Raw genomic sequence first — 21,344 nt, 5'->3', positions numbered from 1 at the left:
AAATGACCTTGCAGAACCCAACTCGCATGCCGACTCGTTCGACCAAGACCAACCTGCTGAAAACCTGCGTCCTGGCCGCCAGCCTTGGCTTCGTATCCCTCTCGGCTTTCGCCGGTGGTGACGCGGCGCTGTACGGCCCGACCGCACCGAAAGGCTCGGCGTTCGTACGTGTCTACAACGCGAGCAATGCCGAAATCAGCGCCAACGTCGGCAACACCAGTCTCAATGAAATCGGCCCGCTGGCCAGCAGTGATTTCAGCTTCATGCCGCAGGGCGACTACAGCGCCAAGATCGGCAGCAATACGTTGCCGGTGAAACTGGCGGGCGATCACTACTACACCATCGTCAACAACACCTCCGGCGCACCGCAGCTGGTTGAAGAGCCGCCGTTCAAGAACAAGCAGAAGGCCTTAGTGCGTGTGCAGAACCTGAGTGACAAGGCGCTGACCCTGAAGACCGCCGACGGCAAGACCAACGTGGTTGAAACGGTCAAGGCCAAGGGCACCGGCGAGCGCGAGATCAATCCGGTGAAAGTCAGCCTGGCGTTGTACGAAGGCGACAAGAAAGTCAGCGAAGTCAAGCCAGTAGCACTGGAGCGTGGCGAAGCGTCAGTGCTGTATGTCACCGGTAGCGGCAGCACCCTGTCGCCTGTCTGGGTCAAGCGTCCGACTTCGACTCAATGAGTCATGACGATTGACCTGTAGCAGCACGGCTTGCCAGCGGCAGCGTTGGATCAACGACGGATTTGTTACCTGACACACCGCAACCGCCGGCAAGCCGGACTGCTACAGGATGAGCGCAGCGACAAACGAATTGAACAAATGGCCAGCGCCAGGTGATGCGCAGCAGCACACCGTGAGGGCGCCGACCGCAGCGGTACAACAACAAGACAGACGAAACGACAGAACAACCGACGTATAGCCCATTAAAACGCTATTGCTATTTGGAGAATTAAAATGATTCCAGTGATCTTGTCAGGTGGCAGCGGTTCCCGACTCTGGCCTCTTTCGCGTAAACAGTTTCCAAAACAGTTCCTGGCACTGACCGGCGAACATACCCTCTTCCAGCAGACCCTCGAGCGCCTGCAATTCGACGGCATGCAGCATCCTGTCGTGGTGTGCAACAAGGACCACCGCTTCATCGTCGGTGAGCAGTTGGCAGCACTGGGCCTCGACACCCAAGGCATCATCATGGAGCCGTTCGGTCGCAACACCGCGCCCGCCGTTGCCATCACCGCGATGATGCTGGCCAACGAAGGTCGTGACGAGCTGATGCTGGTGCTGCCGGCAGACCACGTCATCGACGATCAGAAAGCCCTGCAACGCGCGCTGGCACTGGCTACCGTGGCCGCCGAGCGTGGCGAGATGGTGCTGTTCGGCGTACCGGCGACCAAACCTGAAACCGGTTATGGCTACATCAAATCCACCGCCGATGCCTTGCTGCCCGAAGGTGTCAGCCGCGTCGCCCAGTTCGTCGAAAAACCCGACGAAAAACGCGCCAACGAATTCGTCGAGGCGGGTGGCTACTACTGGAACAGCGGCATGTTCCTGTTCCGCGCCAGCCGTTATTTGGAAGAGCTGAAAAAGCACGATCCGGATATCTACGACAACTGCCTGCTGACCCTGGAGCGCAGCAAGCATGACGGCGACAACATCGAACTGGATCAGGCCAGCTTCGCCTGCTGCCCGGACAACTCAATCGATTACGCCGTCATGGAAAAAACCCAGCGCGCCTGCGTGGTGCCACTGGAAGCTGGCTGGAGCGATGTCGGTTGCTGGTCGTCCTTGTGGGATGTGCATCAGAAGGACGAACACGGCAACGTCACCAAAGGCGATGTGGTCGTTCAGGACAGCCGCAACTGCATGATTCAGGGCAACGGCAAACTGGTTACCGTGATCGGCCTGGACAACATTGTGGTCGTCGAAACCAAGGACGCCATGATGATTGCCCACAAGGACAAGGTTCAGGGCGTCAAGCAGATGGTCAACACTCTCAACGAGCAGGGCCGCAGCGAAACCCAGAACCATCTGGAAGTCTATCGCCCATGGGGCTCGTACGACTCGGTGGACATGGGCGGCCGCTTCCAGGTCAAGCGCATCTCGGTCAAGCCAGGCGCCAGCCTGTCGCTGCAAATGCACCACCATCGCGCCGAGCATTGGATCGTCGTCTCGGGCACCGCGCAAGTCACCTGTGACGAAAACGTGTTCCTGCTCACCGAAAACCAATCAACCTACATCCCGATCGCCTCGGTCCATCGCCTGCGCAACCCTGGCAAAATCCCGCTGGAAATCATCGAAGTGCAATCGGGCAGCTACTTGGGCGAAGACGACATCGAACGCTTCGAAGACGTCTATGGTCGCTCCACTCCCGGTATCGAAGCCGGTGTGAGAACCCAGACCATCGCCCGCTGATCCAACGATAAACCCGCTGCAGTGCCCCCGCCCACCCTCTGCGTATTCCCATCCGCAGAGGGTGGGCGGGGGCTTTTTCCATGCGTGTTACCAGCACACCATCGACACTTTCTGGGGACTGTGGAGTGAGCTTGTTCCACGAAGAAGAAGCAGGCAGCAGCCATCCATTTGCTGAGGTAATACCAGAGCTTTAGTGAGCAAACTCCCTCCCACAGAAAGTCAGCGGCTGGCCATCCGCGAGGACAAACTCAACGCTGTCATTGCAATTTGGTCAATGTCGCCCCTTTCGGTACGATGCCCTCACCTGCCTTCGCGAGACCGAAAGATGATTATCGGCGCCATACTGATTTTCGCCTGGCTGATCCTCCTGCTGCGCTACCCCGCCAAAGCCTTGCCGGTTTCACTGGCAGCCGCCGTCGGCCTCGGCATAGTCGCCGCTATAGTGGTCTGGCAGGACAAACGGGACGCTCAGCGACTCGATCACCTGCAGCTGCGTCTGGATTATGCCCCGGAAAAATGCCCCACCGGTCGCCCCTTGCTGGTCCTGATCGATAACGGCAACGAGGTGCCGCTGCAAGAGCTACGCTGGAAAGTCACCGCCTATGCACCAGGCGACACCGTCAACCTTGCTGACGACACCTACACCGCGCCGCGCTATCGTGGCCCTGGCGAATTGCTGCCCGGCAGCCAATGGCAGGATTGTCTGCCGCTGCCACCGCTGCGAGCCGGTTATCGCCCGCAAACCCTCGAATTCCGCGCCGAGCGCCTGCAAGGCACGTTCTCCGACTGATACCCCACTTCAAGGAATGAATCGCCCATGCCTGTCGTTCTGATCACCGGTTGTTCCAGCGGCATCGGCCGCGCCATGGCAGATGCTTTCAAGGCGGCGGGTCATGAGGTCTGGGCCACCGCTCGCAAGTCTGCCGATGTCGACACACTGGCCGCCGCCGGTTTCCATGCCGTGCAGCTGGACGTCAACGACAACACCGCGCTTGAACAACTGGCGGCTGAGCTTGAAGGGCATGGCAAAGGGCTGGACGTATTGGTCAACAATGCCGGGTATGGCGGCATAGGCCCATTGCTCGACGGCGGTGTGGAAGCGATGCGCAGACAGTTCGAGACCAACGTGTTCTCCATCGTCGGCGTCACCCGCGCGATGTTTCCAATGCTGCGCCGTAATAAGGGTCTGGTGGTGAATATCGGCAGTGTTTCCGGGATCCTGGCGACGCCTTTTGCGGGCGCGTATTGCGCATCCAAGGCCGCGGTGCATGCGTTGAGCGACGCGCTGCGCATGGAGCTGGCGCCGTTCGACATGCATGTCATGGAAGTCCAGCCCGGCGCCATCAACACTCAATTCGCCCGCAATGCCAGTCATGAAGCTGAACAGGTCATTCATGAAAGCTCCCCTTGGTGGCCGTTGCGTGAGGGCATCCGCGCGCGGGCCAACGCCTCCCAAACCCACCCGACGTCGGCCAGCGACCTCGCCCGTGACGTGCTCAATGCTGTGCAGCGAACCAGACCGCCACGCTTGTTGCGCTGCGGCAACGGCAGCCGAGCCCTGCCATTGATGGCGCAGTGGTTGCCCAAAGGATTTCTTGAAAAGGTGTTGAGCAAACGCTTCAAGCTGAACAAGCAGCTGTAACCGATCTCTGACTGAACAGCGAAAATTCTGTACCACCCAGTCGATTTAACAGCTGCGCGATGACGCCTTATCGTTTTGCAGCGCAGGAATCTGGCTACAGAAAAACTATCTTCCCCTGCCGCATACTTCCTTCAACTGCCCTTGGTCGGGCCGATCCACGCGGCTTCCCAGAGAGGCCGATTTACTGTCAAGGAAGACACCATGAGCGATCACCCTCCGTTTTACGATGATGATTCCGATTTTTATCCTGGCGACGAAGGCTGGTTCGCCCAGCCGTACGAATTCGGCATGTCTGGGCCCCAGGAATCAGCCGGTTTCACTGCCGAAGGCATTGAACTTGGCGACTTCAACCAAAGCATCGACAGCGACGCTCCAGTCGGAGCCGACACCGAATTGCGCGAAGGCACCACAGAACTTACCGCGCAGGAGTTGAACCGCGTTACCGACGACATGATCGCGCTGTTCGACAGCGTCTATGATCCGGAACTGCTTGATCCGCTGCTTTATATCGCAGCCTCGATACGCCAGATGGTGGACGCATCGAATGTTCCGGATGATCTGAAAAGCCGCATCAGCTCAAAAACTCCGATTACCGTCAGCTATCGCCACCGGCCCAAGGTTACGAGCGGATTGATCGACGCCGGCGCCTTTGTCGGGGTGAGGGAAAAGAGAGAGTTCACACTCGATGAAATAGTCACCGACAGCTACCTGCGTCAACTCGAAGATCATCAACAGGTACAAGTCGAGTGGCCTGCCGAGTTCTCGCAAGAGCTGATCGACACACTGGCGTCAGCGAACCTGCAAGCGAGTTATCAAGCCGATGTCAAACGACGCTTGAGCACCCCGGATGCCAGGTTCATGTTGAAACTGCAGTCTACGACCGAGGTGGCAAACCGTCTGGAACAATACGCGAACCGCGCCGACGCACCGCAGGTTTATCGGCAACTGGCGCAGGCCTACGGCCGAGGCGAGGCGACGCTGGAGGTGGTGCAATTCAGAAGCCGCACCCGACAAATCGATGTCGCCCAGGTGCTCTACCTTCGGCTCGAAAGCAATCGATCGTCCGACGGACTGCTGATCTTCCTCGGGGCAACAGAAGAAGACGCTATCGTTCCATTGCCATACATATCGCGGCGCTGGTTCGTTGAATCGTCTCCAGGGCTTCGCCGCCTGATCGTCGAACGTCTGCCGCTGTACCACCAGATCCTGAACGGGGACGAAAAGCTGCTCTACATCAACAGCTTCTTCGGGCCTACGGCGACGACGATTTCACCGTTGCAATTTCACCAGGTGAATGATGTGTTCGAGACGCTGTACACGTTCAAAATCAAGTGCATGCTTTCGGACATCGACACACTGGTCTCCACCGATAGCGAGCGGATGACCGATAAGCTTCTGCAGGCCGGGGTTTCCATTCTTCAAGGCCTTTCCATTGTCGCAACCTTGCCAATCGGCGGTGGCGGCGGGCTGGCCGCGCGTTTACTGGTGTCGTTTCTTCTCGGACAGGGGGCGGCCGGTCTGGAAGCGGTGCGTGGCGCAAACGCTGATATCCCCGAAGAAGCAGAAGAGCGCTACAAGACAGCGCTGTATAGCGCAATCGCCGAGATTGTCGGACCCTTCGCGCAAAAGCTGCTGGGCAAAGCCATATCGGTGGCGAACAAATCCAGGATCAGCACTCGGGTCTTCAGGCACATGCAGAGAACACGACCCTATCCTGGAAAGCCGGCTGCAGGTTACGACAGGATCAAGCCTACCCCGTCCGAAGTGAAACGTATCAAGACAGAGCTGGCGCTGCAGCTGTCCGAGGGACCGCAGCGGGCTCAGGCTCTCGTAGACCAAAGCGGGCAGCTGCTGAACAAAACCGTCGAGGGCCATGATCTGGTCGTATACCGCGGCAAGGTATTTCGCGGCGATATGCGCCCACCGCAGGAGATTTTCGAGAAGGGTTTCGAGTTGAGAACTCCCGCGGCAGACATCCACAAGGACATCCATCAGGTGACCGGAGTTCGGGGCGGCTTTGGTGGCGGTCATGATGCGCTGGACATCGATGGCAAAGGTATTTCGACGTCAGCCTATTACTACAGGGAAAACGTCGGGGCGTTTGTTTATGGGGGTAAAAAAGGTGGCTATACCTATCTGATCGATGCCCACAAGATCGACGGCTACCATCTCTATCAAAATCACCACAACGCCCTCTATCCCAGTGCCGCGAAGAAGATCCGGTTCAAGCCGACCGAAATCAACTACGGTCAGGATATTCCGCCCCATCTGGTGCTGGGCGCTTACGATCCGCTGGGCAACTTCATAGCCAACAACGCAGCGCTGAAAAGTTACGCCCGCGAGCTGGCCATAAAGGAAATTCGCCGGCTTGCCGCCGCGGCGATCTCCGCGGGCTCTAAAGAGCCCATCGCCGACGGAGCTTGATCACTGCGGATTGACGATCACCGTACAGGTAATCCCCGCCGCCAATACCACGCTCTCCGGTACGTTATCCAAGTGGATGCGTACCGGCACGCGCTGGGCCAGGCGCACCCAGTTGAAGGTCGGATTGACGTCAGCGATCAGCTCGCGGCTTTGCGGGTTATCGCGATCGTAGATCGCGCGGGCGATGCTTTCGACATGGCCTTTCATCACTTCGCCGCTCATCAACTGCATGTCCGCCGGGTCACCGACGTTAACGTGAGGCAGCTTGGTTTCCTCGAAAAATCCATACACCCAGAACGAGTTCTTGTCGACGACAGCCATCTTCGCTTCGCCGATGCGCGCGTAGTCGCCGCGATGCACATTAAGGTTGGTTACGTAGCCATCGACTGCCGCCAGCACTTTGGTGCGTTGCAGGTTGAGTTGCGCCGCTGCCAGCTGTGCCACAGCCAATTGGTAGTCAGCCTGCGCGGAGTTGGCGACGTTGGAGGCGTCTTCACGATTTTCCGCCGAGATTACCAGCGCATCCATATCCTTGCGGCGCGCAGCGTTGACCTTGCGCATTTCCCAGGTGGCCTTGCGCGAAGCCACCATCGCTTCGGCCTGCTTGACCGCCAGTTGGTAATGCTCGGGGTCGATCTGCATCAACAGGTCGCCCTTTTTCACCGGCTGGTTGTCTCTGACCGGCACGTCAATGACCACGCCACTGACGTCGGCGGCGACATTGATCACATCCGCGCGCACTCGCCCGTCGCGGGTCCACGGGGTGTCCATGTAGTGAATCCATAACAGGCGGCCGATCCAGATGGCCAGCGCCAGAATCAATAACGTTGCGATCAGACTGATGAGCTTTTTCATCTCGAGTTCACATGTGCCTCAACGGTAAACGGTCAGCGCCATTGCGCCAAAAATGCAGCTGAACAGGCTCAGGCGCAGCAACGCCGGGTGCCAGAAAAAACGGTACAGGTCCAGGCTGGACATCAAGCGATCCAGCGCCCAGGAAAGCACCATGGCGACCAGGAACATCACGGTCACGGTCGGCATGTAAACGCCATGAAAGGCAATCTCACGAGGCATTGGAAAATCCTTGCGCCGCCTGCACGGGGACACATGCGGCCAATGGTGATTGCGGGTCGAGCAGGCTGGTGCGGATGAAGTGCAGGTAGCTTTTCACCCGGCGCAACGCCGAGGTATCGAAGTGCGGGGCGAACGGTTCATCGGTGTTCTGCACGCAGATAATCGCGTGGTCCACCGCGTACAGGCTGCGGGCCAGATTGTGACGATCGGGCTGAAGGAACAGGCGTACCAGCGAACGGCCCATCGCCCGAATCGCCTGGCGCCAGGGCTGCGACTCGGCATAGCTCGGGTGGACCGGCAAGATGTGCTGCTCGCGACGAAGTTCGATGATTGCATGACCGATTTCCAGCACCACGAACATCCAGCGCAGCAAGTTGCGTTGCACTTCGGGTTTACCGGCGGCCAGCCCGTAGGCTTGATGCATCAGGTCGCGGGTGCGGCTTTCGAAATTGGAACCAATTCCGCGCAGCGGCGCGCTGATCGCGAACCCCACCTGCTGACGCAAATCGGCCTCAAGACGCTGCCAAAGCCAGCGACTGTTGGGCGGCAGAATGATCGCCCCCGCCGCCGCGCACAGCAGCATGCCAATCACCATTGCGATGTAGTCGTTGATGAACGTGTAAGGGTTGTAGACCGTGAGATTGTCCGGCGCCGAGCCAATGCTGAAGAAGATCAACAGTCCCAGACCGTAGCCGACCCACTGCGGACGCATGGTCAGAAAAGTGCCGAACACGAACACCGGCGCCAGCACCATGCACAGTAACGGGAAGCCATCGATCCGAGGCAACACGAAGAAGGTAATGAAGAAGCCCAGCAGCGCGCCGAGCAATGTTCCGCACGCCATCTGGAATGACATGCGCCGAGGATTAGGCGTAGTCGCCGACAGGGCCACGGTGGCCGCAGACACCAGCGTCATCGAAGCGCCGCTGGGCCAGGCAGTCGCGACCCAGTACACCGACATCAGCGCCAAAATGAATGTCGCGCGCACGCCCGAGGCCAGCGACGACATCCAGTTGGTGGTGGACACAAACGGCTCGACCCATTTTTCCCGCGCGTGGCTGTGATCGGCCAGCGAGGCGTGGGTCTGCGCGTAGTCGTGCATGTCGTCGACGAAGCGATACAGCAGCTCGTAGGCGGTGTGAAAATCCAGCAGGTCGTCGTCGCTGGGGTCGGTCTTGACGAACTCGGCGCGCAGGCGGCGAACCCGTTCAGGCAAATCGGCCTTGAACTCGCTCAATCGAGTGGCCAGAAGTGCCGCATCGGCGTTGGTCAGTGCCCGACCGGCGAAGTGTTGAAGCAACTGGGCCAAGGCATCCAGACCTGGTTCGATCGCTGCAACGGCGGGCGTCACACCGCGACGGCGCAGGCGTTCGAGCAATTGATGCAGGGCGTTGAAACGTGTGGTGATGGTCATGAATTCGCTGTTCAGACGATTCAGCCGACCATTGCGCCGACGCATGTGCGGGTCTTCGAAAACCGTGACGGCGCGCAGGCCTTCCAGCCCGACGGCGTCGGCGATGAAGCGCACGTTGCTGGCTTCGAATGCCGTCGAATCGCTGTCGCCGCGCAAGCCGCTGATGACGAATTGAGCGAACACCCCGAAGCGCTGATACAAGGCGTTGCGCATGGCCGCGGCCGAACTTTGCGGCAGAATCGCGGCGGTGACCAGCGTCGAGCAGACGATCCCGAGGGAGATTTCCAGTACGCGCCAGAGCGCAGCCATGAACGAAGTTTCCGGGTGCGCCAGCGCGGGCAGGCCGGTCATGGCGGCGGTGTAACCGGCGAGCACGAAACCGTATGCGCGAAAGTTACGATAGCGCGCGGCACCGGCGCAGCAGAGGCCGACCCAGATCGCCAGACTGCCGAGGAACAGCTCGCTGTTCTGCGCGAACAGGGCCATCAGCGTGACCATCACTACCGACCCGGCCAGCGTACCGAGCAAGCGGTAGAAACTCTTGGCGAACACATGGCCGCTTTGCGGCTGCATGACGATGAACACCGTGATCATTGCCGTGCGCGGCTGCGGCAATTCGAGGCGCATCGCAATCCAATAGGTCAGGAACGCAGCGGTGAGCACCTTGAAAATGTAGATCCAGGTCACCCCGTCGCTGCGCGCCCAGCCATTGAGTTCGCGACGCCATTCCAGGGATTTGAGCCAGTGCAGGGCTTGGGTCATTTCGGTTCAAGCCCTGCATTGGCCGCGCCACCGCTTTCGTGAGCAAGCTCGCTTCCACAGGAGACCGTTGTCGTCGGTGGCGATTGCGTTCCGTTGCAGGCGCGCGCTTGCCCGCGAACTGGCCCGTATTGACGACGAATATCCATCTGGCTCATCGATCAAATATCGCCAACGAGGCCGGGGTTTTCGGCGCTGCGGTTTTATCCGATGCAGGGGAATCATTGCCCGCCATCAGGCCACCGCCCAACGCCACCACCAGCTCGGCATGCACGGCCAGGCGTGCGGCCTGGACTTGCTGCTGCACCTGTTGCTGATGAAACAGCAGGGTCTGCGCGTTCAACACGTTCAGGTAGTCGGTCAGGCCGCGCTGATAGGCGACCATGGCGATGTCATAGGTTTTCTGCGCCGCTGCCACCGACTGATCGGCGAACACCTGCTGCTTGTTCATCGATTCACGACGGATTAACTGATCGGAAATACTCTTCAACGCCGTCACCAGCGTCTGGTTGTACTGCGCCACCGCCGCGTCATAACCGGCCGATGCCACGCCAAGCTCCGAGCGCAAACGCCCGCCATCGAAGATCGGCAGGCTGATCGCCGGGCCGACGCTGTAGTTGAATTTCTTGCCAGTCAGAAACTCCAGCATTCCGCCACCGGTGGCCATGTAACCGAGGCTGCCCATCAGGTCGACATTGGGGTAGAAACCGGCATGGGCGACATCGATACCACGGGCCTGGGCGGCAACGCGCCAGCGACTGGCGACCACATCAGGCCGCTGCCCAAGCAGCTGCGCAGGCAATGCGGAAGGCAAACTCAGTGCGGTTTTCAACGACAGGGTCGGACGCTGCAGGCTCGCGCCCTCGCCCGGCCCTTTGCCTGCCAGCGCGGCAATCTGGTTGCGACTCAAGGCAATGGCTTCGTCCAGCGAGTCGATCTGTCGATGGGTTTCCGGCAGCGGCGTTTGCGCCTGGCTGACTTCAAAGTGCGTGCCGATGCCGCCCTTCAGACGCCGCTGGGCCAGATCGAGAATCTGCTGTTGCTGGGCCAGGGTCGCTTCGGCAATGTCGCGCCGGGCGTAGTTGAGAGACAACTGGATGTAGGCGCGAACGATGTTGTCCTGCAACTCCAGCTGCGCCTGGCGCTCTTCGGCGGCGCTCATGTGCGCCATGTCCAGCGACTGCTCGGCGTTGTTGCTTTCCCGACTCCAGAGGTCGAGGGAATAGCTCAGGCCGAGGGAGGCATTGTTGTCCCAGGTGCTGGTGTTGGACAGCTCGCCGGGGCCATAGAACTGGTCGGTCGGCCAGTTGTGGCGCTTGAGCGTGCTGTCGCCATTGATGTGCAGCGATTCGGCCGACTCGGCGATACCCGCCATGGCCTTGGCCTGACGTACGCGGGCGGCGGCAATCGCCAGACTCGGGCTGCCAAGGGCGGCGAGTTCGATCCAGTGGTTGAGCTGATCATCGCCATAGGCGCGCCACCATTGACCGTCCGGCCAATGGGCGTCTTTGGCAGCTTCTTTGATAGCGTCGTCGGTCGCCAGCGTGTCTGGCGACAACGAGGTGCCTTGAGGGGCAATTCCGCCGGTTCCGATGCAGCCGCTGATGAGTAACGTTAAAGCCCAGACACTGAGGGGCTTGAGCCCTCTGACGATGCGACGCGGCACAGCTGCAATTACCTGAATTAAGGAGCAAACCAATCGAGCCGCGATTCTAGGGCGCGCCTGTTTCGGCGATAAGCCGGGGCTTGTGTGAATCTTTGTTACCGAACGGAAGATAATCCTTTGGTATGGCTGACATGGATCAGCAACTTCATGTCACAATTTGCTATCTCACCAGAGAACGGCCAATGGACACTCTGCAAAACATGCGCGCCTTCAGTTGCGTGGCACAAGCGGGCAGCTTCACCGCTGCTGCGGCTCAGCTGGATACCACCACCGCTAACGTTTCGCGCGCAGTCTCCAATCTTGAAGCACACTTGCAAACCCGACTCCTCAACCGAACCACACGACGCATCGCCCTGACTGAAGCGGGTAAGCGCTATCTGCTGCGTTGCGAGCAGATTCTGGGCTATGTCGAGGAAGCCGAAGCCGAAGCCAGCGACGCTCACGCGCGACCCGCCGGACAACTGAAAGTGCACTCGATGACGGGCGTCGGTCAGCATTACGTGATCGATGCCATTGCCCGTTATCGGCGCAATCATCCGGACGTGTCGTTCGATCTGACCATGACTAACCGGGTACCGGACCTGCTCGAAGAGGGCTACGACGTCTCCATCGTGCTGGCCAGCGAGCTGCCGGATTCAGGCTTCGTGTCACAGCGGCTGGGCATCACTTACAGCATAGTTTGCGCGTCGCCCGCCTATATCAAAGCGTTCGGCATGGCCCACAAACCGGCCGATTTGCTCAATCACGCCTGTCTGCGCCTGGTCAGCCCGGTGTTTCCGCTGGAGAAGTGGGCGTTCGACGGTCCCGAAGGCCAGGAGACCGTGACCATTGCCAGCTCACCGTTCCTGGTCAATTCCGCAGACGCCATGAAAGCGGCGATCAGCAGTGGCATGGGCATCGGGATTCTGCCGATCTACTCGGCCATCGAAGGGCTGCGCAACGGTTCGCTGGTTCGCGTGCTGCCGCAGTACCGCTCGCACGAACTGAACCTGTACGCCATCTACCCGTCGCGTCAGTACCTGGATGCCAAGATCAAGACCTGGGTCGAATACCTGCGCGGCTCGTTGCCGGAAATCATGGCGGCCCATGAGGCGGATCTACAGACCCATGCGTTGCCGGAGACGGTGTAAAACCTGAAAGGGCATGACCGCGACCCGCATGTTCTTTGACGGAACACAATTTCCGCCGTGGGAGCGAATTCATTCGCGAATCGGTGCAGACGACACATCTGCCTGGCCTGATAGATTTTTCGCGAATGAATTGGCGCCCACAGGGATTACGTCCGGCTCTACTCCCCTGTGCCCTCTGCCAATCTGCCGACAAGAATGTTAGCGTGCTACGCGTCGTCCATTTGAACAGCCCCAGAGAAGCTATCCGATGAAAAAGACCGTCCTTGCCTTCAGCCGCGTGTCCCCGGAAATGGCCGAGCGCCTGCAGCAAGATTTCAACGTGATCATCCCGGACCCGAAAAAAGGTGATCTGAACGAGCAGTTCAACGAAGCCCTGCCACATACCCACGGCATGATCGGCGCCGGGCGCAAGCTTGGCCGCGAGCAACTGGAAAGCGCCACACAGCTGGAAGTGGTCTCAAGCATCTCGGTCGGCTACGACAACTACGACGTCGGCTATCTCAGCGAACGCGGCATCATGCTTACCAACACCCCGGACGTGCTGACTGAAAGCACCGCCGACCTGGGCTTTTCGCTGATCATGAGCAGTGCCCGCCGCGTCGCCGAGCTGGACGCCTACACCAAGGCCGGCAAGTGGACTCGCAGCATCGAAGCGGCGCACTTCGGCACCGATGTCTACGGCAAGACCCTAGGTATCGTCGGCATGGGCAACATCGGCGCGGCGGTGGCGCGTCGCGGCCGTCTGGGCTTCAACATGCCGATCCTGTACAGCGGCAACAGTCGCAAGACTGCCATCGAGCAAGAACTGGGCGCGCAATTCCGCACCCTGGATCAACTGCTGGCCGAGTCGGATTTCGTGTGCCTGGTGGTTCCACTGAGCGAAAAGACCACGCACCTGATCAGCACCCGCGAGCTGTCGCTGATGAAGAAAAGCGCCATTCTGGTGAACATCGCCCGCGGCCCGATCGTCGATGAACCGGCCCTGATCGAAGCGCTACAGAACGGCACCATTCGTGGTGCGGGCCTGGACGTATACGAAAAAGAGCCGCTGGCTGAATCACCGTTGTTCCAGTTGAACAACGCCGTGACCTTGCCGCATATCGGCTCCGCCACTCACGAAACTCGCCAGGCAATGGCCGATCGTGCCTACACCAACTTGCGCGCAGCGTTGTTGGGCAAGAAGCCGCAGGATCTGGTGAATCAGCAGGTGTGGAAGGGCTGAAGTCTTTCCAAGTCAATCCAGAGCCAACTGTGGGAGCGAATTCATTCGCGATGACGTCTGTACATTCGCAGGCTATCTAGCGTCTGTACCGGCCCCTCGTCGGAGTGTCGCCCAGAATGAATCCGCTCCCACAGGTTTGCTTGATCGTTCCCACGGTCACCGTGGGGAATGCCTCTCCAAACGCTCTGCGTCTGGCAGCTGAGGCGGAGCGTCAGACTACGTACCCATGCAGAGCGCGGCACGATCCTGTTTTACGCTAACTTCCCCGCCACCGGCACCAGCACCTTTGGCTTCCTGAACACCAGCACATTCCCCGCCATCACCAGTACCAGGCCCATCAATGCGGGCAGGGTCCATTGGTAGCCTTCGGCGTATGCCGAGACATTAAGGGCCACCACCGGAAATAGCACCGTGCAATAGGCCGCTCGCTCCGGCCCCATGCGTCCGACCAAAGTCAGGTAAGCGGTGAAACCGATCACCGAACCCGGGATCACCAGATACAGCAACGAGCCGATGTAACGCGCATTGCATTCGAAAGCGAATGGCGTGCCGCTGATCAGGCAGTAGACGCACAGCATCGCCGCGCCATACAGCATCCCGTAAGCATTGGTGGTCAGCGGTCGCAAGCCGGCTTTCTGTTGCAGGCTGGAGAGCATGTTGCCTGCCGAGAAACACAGCGTACCGAGCAGCGCCAGCCCAAGACCAATCAGGGTTTCGCGACTGGCGCTGTGCCCGGACAACTCCGGCCAGAAAAGACAGCCCAGCCCCACCAGACCCAAGGCGCCGCCGGTCAATACATTGCGGGCAATCTTCTGCTTGAGGAACACCCGTGCATTGAGTGCGTTCCACAAGGTCGAAGTCGAAAACACCACGGCGACCAGGCCACTGGGGATCCATTGGCTGGCGTGCAGAAAGCACATGAAGTTGACACAGAACAGGCACACGCCCTGGGCCAGGCAGATCAACTGCCCACGCCGATTGACCTTCTGCAGCCTGCCGCTGATCAGTAGCATGGCGAACAGAATCAGCGCCGCCAGACCGAAGCGGTAGACGATCGATACCGCAATCGCCACCTCGCCCAGTTGCAGTTTCAGGGCAATCCAGGTGGTGCCCCAGATCAGAACGGTCAGCAGATACAGCGAGATGTTCATGGCAGGCTCCTCATTGAGGTTTCAGTTTGAGGGCCGGACCTGAACCTCACTTGCAAAAACTTGCGCATTTGATCGTCAGGCCGCTGGCAGCGGGAGCGCTACGGAGTAGGATGCGAGGCATTGAAGACGCTCCTGAAACCGCGTTCTCGCAACGCCTGCCCCACTGGGGCGTGAGCTTGCTCACGAAGACTGACGTTCAGGCGCTAGATTTGCTGTGAATGTACTGGCACGTTCGCCCGATGGCGGTCCCGGCCAAGCTCACTTCCACAGGTCTGTTTTCTGCGTCCGGAACCAGGACCGCCCCAAGTTCCCTGAGAGCCACCATGTCGTCACTTGAATCCATCCAGGTTTTTCAGTCCCTGAACAGCTCGCCCCACGCGCGGCTGGAGCAGAGTGCATCCCTGGGTGACGGTGTGGTCGCAGCCTTGTGGAACAACCGCCATGACGCGCAGGACTATCACGCGCCAAGCCATCACACGTTGTCCTGTTACATCTCCGGCGGGTTCGAAACCTATCGTCGCGACCAACCCGGCAGAAAGGGCGCGCCGGACAAGCTCTGCGTGCTCCCCGCCGGGCATCAGTCGTCGTGGGTGGTCAATGGTGACCTGCGGCTGGCCCATCTCTACATCAGCCCCGAACAATTCGCGCTCAACTGCGTCACGCTGCTGGACCGCGAGCCTCGGGAAATGATGCTGCAAGAGAACACTTTCATCGACGATCCGCTACAAGCCGAACGCTTCCAGCGACTGATCCGCATGAACTGGAGCGAACCCGGTGAGCGTCTGCAGACCAGCAGCCTGGCCCATGAACTGCTCGATCATATGGTCCTGAGGCAGGTCGGGCTGCGCGACGGTCTGCGTTTGAAAGGCGGACTAGCGCCGCATCTACGTCGGCGCCTGGTGGAGTTCATCGAGCTGAATCTGGCCGAGCCACTGAGCCTGGGGCAACTGGCCGATATGTGCGCGCTGTCCGAATACCACTTTGCGCGGATGTTTCGCGAAAGCTTCGGCTTGCCGCCCCATCAATACCTGCTGGCCCGCCGCATGAATCGCGCCCGGCAATTGTTGCGTGGCACGCGGATGGCCTTCAGCGAGATTGCGCTGGACTGCGGATTCGCCAGCGCAAGCCATTTCAGCCATCGTTTCAAGCAGGTGATGGGGGCTACGGCTGGCGAGTATCGGTTGGCGTTTCAGTAAACTCGGCTGACGAGCAGGCCTCGATACTCCGGTAATACCACTTTCCCGGTGGGAGCGAATTCATTCGTGATGCGGCAATACATCCCGACGCTCCCCTATCGCCTGGAGTATGTTCCGCGGATGGCTTCGCTCTCACAGAAGTGATGCGCGGCCCCTCAAACCTTCAGCGTTTTCGCACTCAAGCCAGCAGTTGAATGCAGGCGGCGATTGGGGCGAGCAATATCCCGGCGCCCGCCAACGACAGGGCCAGCCCTGGCCGATACGACATCACGAAAACCAACGACACCGCACTGCCCATCAACGCGGCGAACCACTGCACCAGAGCCTGACCCAGACCCTGTGAAACCAGCGCAATCCAGAGCGACAGCAGCAGTGCGGTCCAGCCCGAAAGCTTCAAAACCGTGCCGCGAATGATGGACAGCGACCCGCCAAAGAGATCGCCGTAGTGACGGCTCATGGACAGGCACAGCGCGGTGAAACCGATGTAGCAAAGCAAAGTGACCAGCAGCATCAGTTGGCCTCCTGCACTACGGAATCTGCATTGACGCTATCGCGAGCAAGCGAGGGCCTGCTCTTCTGAGGCTGGCTGCGACCTTGTTCACGACTCGATCGTGCAGGCCTGCCCTCGCTGGCGATCGCGACCTTGCCGTCACCACGAAACCTCATCGCCCCCCACGCCAGGAAAATCCCCGTGATCAACGCCGTCAAATCCAGCGCTGCCAAGGTCATGTGTCCCTGCTTCAGCGAAGCCCGGAAATAGCCGCCCGCCGTGAGCATATCCAGCACCGGCAACGCGCAATACAGCACCGCAGCCAGCATCAGCTGTTCGCGCCACGCGCTGCGTCCGTTGCGCAATGCCACGCACACAAGGGCATGCAGCGAGGCCAATCCCCATACGCAGAAAAACGTCCGCACCTCCCAGTCGCTGCGTCCGGCAAGATCCACCGGCAACAGCCGATTGGCCCAGAAGAAGCTCACCACCGCCAGCATCAACCCTGACATGCTGGCGACGTTAAGCATCTCCACCAGACGCAGCTCGAACGGCAGAACCCCGCCCTTGGCATACTTGAGCTTGCGCTTGCTCAGCCAGATCACCAGCCCGGTGCCGATCATCGCCGTGCCGCCAATACCCGCGAGGAAATACAACCAACGCAACACCGGCCCGGCGAAATGCCCCATGTGCAACCCGTAAAGCCCCCCGGCCAGCGTCAGCGATGCAGCGCTCATGGTGCTTTGGTCCTTGAGCGCGCCGCTGACGCCATCGAACACCAGCACCGTGCCGGGTTCGTGGGGGATGTGATCGCCGCCGTGACGGCTCAAGCTCACCGTGGCATTGGCGCTGCCAGGATTGTTCACCGTGATCAGCCCGATTCGGCTGCCTGGCCATTTGTCCGCGGCAATCTCGAACATTGACGCAACCGGCGCCAGGGGTGCGGTTTGTGTGGCTGGCGGAACAGTCTTGAACGCCGGGAACAGGTCGTTGAAAAACCCTTGGGTGTCCTTGCCGTAGGTCGTGAGGATGCTCAGCGGCATGATCATGGTCATGAAGATCACCAAACTGCTGTAAGTGATCATCAGGTGAAACGGCAACACCAGAACCGCTACCGCGTTATGTCCATCGAGCCAGGTGCGCTGGCCCTTGCGTGGGCGGAAGGTAAAGAATTCCTTGAAGATCTTCTTGTGGGTGATGATCCCGCTGACCAGTGCGACCAACATCGCCATCGCCGCCAGCGACGCTAGCCAGCGGCCCCAGGGATAGGGCATCTGCAACTGGAAATGGAAGCGATAGAAAAACTCGCCCCCCATGCTTTCCCGCGCCTGCACCGGAGTGCCGCTGAGGGAGTCCAGAGATTTCTCTTCAAAGCGACCTTTGGCGTTTGTCCAGCTCACACCCAGTTCCGGCGAGCGCTCGTCCGGCAGCGTGATGAACCAGCGTTTCGCATCGGCAGCGTTTTCTTGCAGCCAGCGCTGTGCGCGATTAACGCTGTCGGCAGCGGTGACTTCGTGGGGAACGATTTCCGGCTGCATCCAGTGAGTGATTTCGTTCTTGAAGTACGAAAGCGTGCCGGTCAGGAAAATCGCGAACAGCAGCCAGCCAAAAATCAATCCGACCCAGGTATGCAACCAGGCCATCGCCTGCCGCAATCCCTCTTTCACAATAGCCACCGCGCGCTGGCGTATGCCGCTCCGAGCACCGCGCTGGGCAGCAAAACACCCAACCAGGCGCGCCATGCCGTACGGCAAGCGAAACACCACAGTACGGCAAGCAGATACACCAAAAATGAAAGCGTCATACTCAGCACCACCGCTTCGGCCCGGGCCAGCGGCAGAAATTGGGCAAGACAAATGCTCGACAGCGCCGTCAGCAGATATCCGCCAATCAACGCTGCTATCACGCGAGAGGCCACCGCCAGACGCCAACGAATGGAACTCTCGCTGGCGCGCGCCGCACCTTTTTTAACGAGCTTTGGGCGCGTTTCGGGCATAGATGCGCGCAACGATTGAGCTTCCATCAAGCGTGAACTCCGGCGAAAAAACAGGACTCTAGGTTCTTGCAGCGATGAATCCGCATCGACGTGATAATCCTGAAATCAGGCGTGCAGACCAGTAGCGTTTCCTGCATGCGCGTAAAAGAACGCAATATTAATGATAAATATTCTCATATGCAAAAGAGTCTGACGGAATCCCTCGATGAATCAGTCGTCCGTGAAGGTTCCGTTCCCCACAGAAATATTTTCTCTCACGCAAGGGGTTGAATTGTTTCTTCATCGGCGCCAACACTGTGATTGAGGGCAGACGAAAATCAAGTGTCGTCGAGACTCTCCCGAGCAAGCCAAAGTAAGGGAAGAACTATGCAAATCCAGGTCAATAGCGATAACCACATCGAAAGCAGCATCCGACTGGAGGAGTGGGTACGAACCACCGTTGAAAGCACGCTCGACCGCTACGAAGAAGATCTCACCCGCATCGAAGTCCATATCCGCGACGAGAACGGCGATAAGCCCGGCCCCCATGACATCCGCTGCCAGATGGAAGCCCGGCCCAAAGGACATCAACCCATTTCCGTGACGCACAAGGCCGAATCGCTGGATCAGGCGGTGGAAGGTGCCGCCGTAAAGCTCGATCACGCCCTTGAGCACCTGTTCGGCAAGTTACGCAGCAAACGCGCAGGTGTGACGTCGACTGATAGCGGCTCGGGCACGGATTCGGAAAACCCGGATGCGCTGCTGCAAGAAGAATTTCTGGAGAAAGATGAAGCCTTGCACGGTTAAACCGATGGCATGAACACATCGATCCAACAATGAAGGGCGGGCCTGTGGAGACAGGGCCCGCCCTTTTTATGGGCAAACGGAAATGTTATTGGCAAAGCAGCTTTAGCGAATCTGTCATATCCATGGCCCATGCACACAAACCAAGCGTCGAGCACGCTATTAGTGCTCAAGTGCACGTGAAGCGGCACATGGCTACTATTAAGTCTTTAATTAAGAAGGCAAATCCGTAGCCTGTTCATTCGCTGAATGCATTTATTCCCGCTCCGCAGCGCCCGCCGTCCTGGATGGCCCAAACCATGCAAGCCCCACTGCGTCGAGCCTCCAACCCTTGTCCGACTGGCTCCCCGGGCAGCTAACCGTCAACCCGGATGCGTATCAACGACCCGTGCTCAATCTGCACTCATATCCCGGCGATAAGCAGCTTTTTGGCGAAATGTTTTCTACCGTTGATCCCGCGTCCAGAACTAAAGGGACTAACCCCAAGTCAATTTATGCAGATCGATAATCAGGTAATAGGCCATGGAAAATCCTTTTCAACAGATCACTGATGCTTTTCACCCAGACTACCGGGTCAATTTGAGTATCCAAGGCCTCGATGGAACCATCATGCTGACTCTTTCCAACGAGTCAGGTGTGGTCGCAAAACGCTTGATCAGCCCAGAGCAACGTAATTCACCCAAGCGCCTGCGCCGCTTGATCGAGAGCGTGCAATTCGGTATCGCCATCGAGCAAGGGCACAGCGCGATCAAGATTCTCGCCGCCATGACCGATGGCGATCTCAAACGATTGTCACCTCCACCGGCGCGCAATCATTTTCTCAACCGCCCTCAGTTGAATGTGGGTATTTGACCGGATCTGCGCAGCATGACGCGAACCTGACGGAGGCGACTCGATGAATCGCCTCCCATTTCGCTCTTCCTTTCTTTAGCCGACCGACGTCTTGCGTGTGGCATCGTCCAACGCCAGGATCGTATGCGCATTGGTGACTGTCGTTGCCAGCGTGTTGATCACGCCCGAGCGCAACGCCCCCAATGTCGCCGCCGCTTTGGTGTTCTCACTGGCAATCGCCACCACATCCGGAATCCGCACCAGCTCCTGCACATTCAAACCGATGATGCGGCCTTGCATTGCGGTGATCGCCGGCTGGCCGTGAATGTCGATGAAGTCGTAGCCCATCATGTCGCCAACAGTGCCGGACAGCCGCGCCTGAGCAATCTCTTGTGGCGAAAACCAACCCATGCGCACCATATTGCTGTTTTCGCTCATGTCCCCGATGCCGATTAAGGCGATGTCGGCGCGACGGGCGCGATCCAGCGTCGAGCGTACGGTATCGTTGCTGATCAACACGCTGCGCAATTCCGGATTCGCGACCAGCGCGGGGGCGTAAAGGGTTTCGCTTTCGGCGCCGAAACGCATCGCCAGGCGACGGCAGATGTGATCCGGATTCATGTATTCACCCGCCTTCAACGAGCCGCCGATGGCACACACGAACGTGCAGTTCCTACTGACCGGCAGAAATACGTTGTCTGCTACAGCGCCTACGTTCCGCCCCATGCCGACCGCGACGATCATACCGTCGCTGAGGGTCTTGTTCAGGTAGTTGGCGACCAGACTGGCGACCGCCGAACGCTGAGTGTCCGGGTCGCTGTGGTCGACTGCGATCAGCGCGCGGTCGAGCTTGAAGCGCTGAACCAGGGCCTGCTCCAACTCATTGTTCATGGTCGGGTGCTGCAGAACCCGAACCTCGACAATGCCTTCGTCCCGGGCGCGCTTGAGCAGACGACTGACCTTCGCCCGTGACAGATCGAAGCGCTTGGCAATGGCTTCCTGCGTGACGTTCTCGAGGTAATAGAGCATGGCGACGTCGGTCATCAGATCGATGTCGCTGACCCCGGCTTGAGTACTGTCACTCATGTGAACTGGCTTCCGCTTCAACTTCAAAGGCCCATTCTCGCTATACCTTGCTGCCGGCGTCCAGCCACG

General features: G+C 59.2%; 19 protein-coding genes. 10 read left to right on the top strand and 9 right to left on the bottom strand.

Annotated elements, in window-relative coordinates; all coding sequences use genetic code 11:
- The first annotated feature begins 26 nt into the window (after positions 1 to 26).
- The 5 genes from ACRER8_RS13635 to ACRER8_RS13615 all read left to right on the top strand — a co-directional run bounded on the left by ACRER8_RS13635 (position 27) and on the right by ACRER8_RS13615 (position 6,477).
- The gene (locus tag ACRER8_RS13635) at positions 27 to 683 is read left to right on the top strand and encodes an alginate O-acetyltransferase AlgF (RefSeq protein ID WP_431746897.1); all 657 of its coding nucleotides are present in this window, start codon (positions 27 to 29) and stop codon (positions 681 to 683) included.
- Between the two features lie 273 nt (positions 684 to 956).
- Entirely contained in the window at positions 957 to 2,411 is a 1,455-nt protein-coding gene (locus ACRER8_RS13630) for a mannose-1-phosphate guanylyltransferase/mannose-6-phosphate isomerase (protein ID WP_431746781.1), read from the top strand.
- A 325-nt stretch (positions 2,412 to 2,736) separates the two neighbouring features.
- A complete protein-coding gene (locus ACRER8_RS13625) occupies positions 2,737 to 3,201 on the top strand; it encodes a multidrug transporter (protein WP_431746780.1) in 465 nt (154 codons plus the stop codon).
- 27 nt (positions 3,202 to 3,228) lie between these two features.
- A complete protein-coding gene (locus tag ACRER8_RS13620) occupies positions 3,229 to 4,053 on the top strand; it encodes an SDR family oxidoreductase (protein ID WP_431746779.1) in 825 nt (274 codons plus the stop codon).
- 201 nt (positions 4,054 to 4,254) lie between these two features.
- Positions 4,255 to 6,477 carry a hypothetical protein gene (locus ACRER8_RS13615; protein WP_431746778.1) on the top strand — a complete coding sequence of 741 codons (2,223 nt, stop codon included), beginning with the start codon at positions 4,255 to 4,257 and terminating at the stop codon, positions 6,475 to 6,477.
- On the opposite strand, the gene ACRER8_RS13610 is transcribed toward ACRER8_RS13615, so the two are convergent.
- From ACRER8_RS13610 to ACRER8_RS13595, 4 genes are all read right to left on the bottom strand, one after another.
- Positions 6,478 to 7,332 (bottom strand): efflux RND transporter periplasmic adaptor subunit, encoded by an 855-nt coding sequence (locus ACRER8_RS13610; RefSeq protein ID WP_431746777.1) that lies wholly within the window; start codon positions 7,330 to 7,332, stop codon positions 6,478 to 6,480.
- Positions 7,333 to 7,350: 18 nt separating this feature from the next.
- Entirely contained in the window at positions 7,351 to 7,551 is a 201-nt protein-coding gene (locus tag ACRER8_RS13605) for a DUF1656 domain-containing protein (RefSeq protein WP_431746776.1), read from the bottom strand.
- On the bottom strand, positions 7,541 to 9,727 hold the full coding sequence (locus tag ACRER8_RS13600; RefSeq protein ID WP_431746775.1) for an FUSC family protein: 2,187 nt from the start codon (positions 9,725 to 9,727) through the stop codon (positions 7,541 to 7,543). Before ACRER8_RS13600 ends, ACRER8_RS13605 begins: the two co-directional genes overlap by 11 nt.
- Positions 9,728 to 9,878: 151 nt before the next feature.
- On the bottom strand, positions 9,879 to 11,390 hold the full coding sequence (locus ACRER8_RS13595; protein WP_431746774.1) for an efflux transporter outer membrane subunit: 1,512 nt from the start codon (positions 11,388 to 11,390) through the stop codon (positions 9,879 to 9,881).
- A 182-nt stretch (positions 11,391 to 11,572) separates the two neighbouring features.
- On the opposite strand from ACRER8_RS13595, the gene ACRER8_RS13590 reads away from it, so the two are divergent.
- Together ACRER8_RS13590 and ACRER8_RS13585 are read left to right on the top strand one after the other, a co-directional pair.
- Positions 11,573 to 12,520, top strand: a complete 948-nt coding sequence (locus ACRER8_RS13590) for a LysR family transcriptional regulator (RefSeq protein ID WP_431746773.1) — start codon at positions 11,573 to 11,575, stop codon at positions 12,518 to 12,520.
- A 247-nt stretch (positions 12,521 to 12,767) separates the two neighbouring features.
- Complete coding sequence (locus ACRER8_RS13585; RefSeq protein WP_431746772.1) at positions 12,768 to 13,742, top strand: 2-hydroxyacid dehydrogenase; 975 nt, start codon at positions 12,768 to 12,770, stop codon at positions 13,740 to 13,742.
- Between the two features lie 251 nt (positions 13,743 to 13,993).
- Here ACRER8_RS13585 and ACRER8_RS13580 read toward each other — a convergent pair whose 3' ends face one another.
- Positions 13,994 to 14,893, bottom strand: a complete 900-nt coding sequence (locus ACRER8_RS13580; RefSeq protein ID WP_431746771.1) for a DMT family transporter — start codon at positions 14,891 to 14,893, stop codon at positions 13,994 to 13,996.
- A 323-nt stretch (positions 14,894 to 15,216) separates the two neighbouring features.
- On the opposite strand from ACRER8_RS13580, the gene ACRER8_RS13575 reads away from it, so the two are divergent.
- Positions 15,217 to 16,089 (top strand): helix-turn-helix domain-containing protein, encoded by an 873-nt coding sequence (locus ACRER8_RS13575; RefSeq protein WP_431746770.1) that lies wholly within the window; start codon positions 15,217 to 15,219, stop codon positions 16,087 to 16,089.
- Positions 16,090 to 16,267: 178 nt separating this feature from the next.
- Here the strand turns inward: ACRER8_RS13575 and ACRER8_RS13570 are convergent, their stop codons facing one another.
- From ACRER8_RS13570 to ACRER8_RS13560, 3 genes are read right to left on the bottom strand one after another with little or no spacing between them, the layout of a single operon-like run.
- On the bottom strand, positions 16,268 to 16,600 hold the full coding sequence (locus ACRER8_RS13570; RefSeq protein WP_431746769.1) for a DUF3325 domain-containing protein: 333 nt from the start codon (positions 16,598 to 16,600) through the stop codon (positions 16,268 to 16,270).
- Entirely contained in the window at positions 16,600 to 18,246 is a 1,647-nt protein-coding gene (locus ACRER8_RS13565) for a PepSY-associated TM helix domain-containing protein (protein WP_431746768.1), read from the bottom strand. The genes ACRER8_RS13570 and ACRER8_RS13565 overlap by 1 nt, the downstream gene beginning before the upstream one ends.
- Positions 18,243 to 18,575, bottom strand: a complete 333-nt coding sequence (locus tag ACRER8_RS13560) for a DUF3649 domain-containing protein (RefSeq protein WP_431746767.1) — start codon at positions 18,573 to 18,575, stop codon at positions 18,243 to 18,245. Before ACRER8_RS13560 ends, ACRER8_RS13565 begins: the two co-directional genes overlap by 4 nt.
- 366 nt (positions 18,576 to 18,941) lie before the next feature.
- Between ACRER8_RS13560 and ACRER8_RS13555 the strand changes: the two genes are divergently transcribed.
- Together ACRER8_RS13555 and ACRER8_RS13550 are read left to right on the top strand one after the other, a co-directional pair.
- Positions 18,942 to 19,361 (top strand): HPF/RaiA family ribosome-associated protein, encoded by a 420-nt coding sequence (locus ACRER8_RS13555; RefSeq protein WP_431746766.1) that lies wholly within the window; start codon positions 18,942 to 18,944, stop codon positions 19,359 to 19,361.
- Between the two features lie 519 nt (positions 19,362 to 19,880).
- Complete coding sequence (locus ACRER8_RS13550) at positions 19,881 to 20,210, top strand: DUF3509 domain-containing protein (RefSeq protein ID WP_431746765.1); 330 nt, start codon at positions 19,881 to 19,883, stop codon at positions 20,208 to 20,210.
- A gap of 75 nt (positions 20,211 to 20,285) precedes the next feature.
- Here the strand turns inward: ACRER8_RS13550 and ACRER8_RS13545 are convergent, their stop codons facing one another.
- Positions 20,286 to 21,275 carry a sugar-binding transcriptional regulator gene (locus ACRER8_RS13545; protein WP_431746764.1) on the bottom strand — a complete coding sequence of 330 codons (990 nt, stop codon included), beginning with the start codon at positions 21,273 to 21,275 and terminating at the stop codon, positions 20,286 to 20,288.
- Positions 21,276 to 21,344 lie beyond the last annotated feature (69 nt).

This window comes from Pseudomonas sp. (assembly GCF_050739935.1).
Classification (GTDB): Bacteria; Pseudomonadota; Gammaproteobacteria; order Pseudomonadales; family Pseudomonadaceae; genus Aquipseudomonas.
Note: the sequence above shows the minus strand (reverse complement) of the source record. Positions and strands in the feature narration are given on the sequence as shown.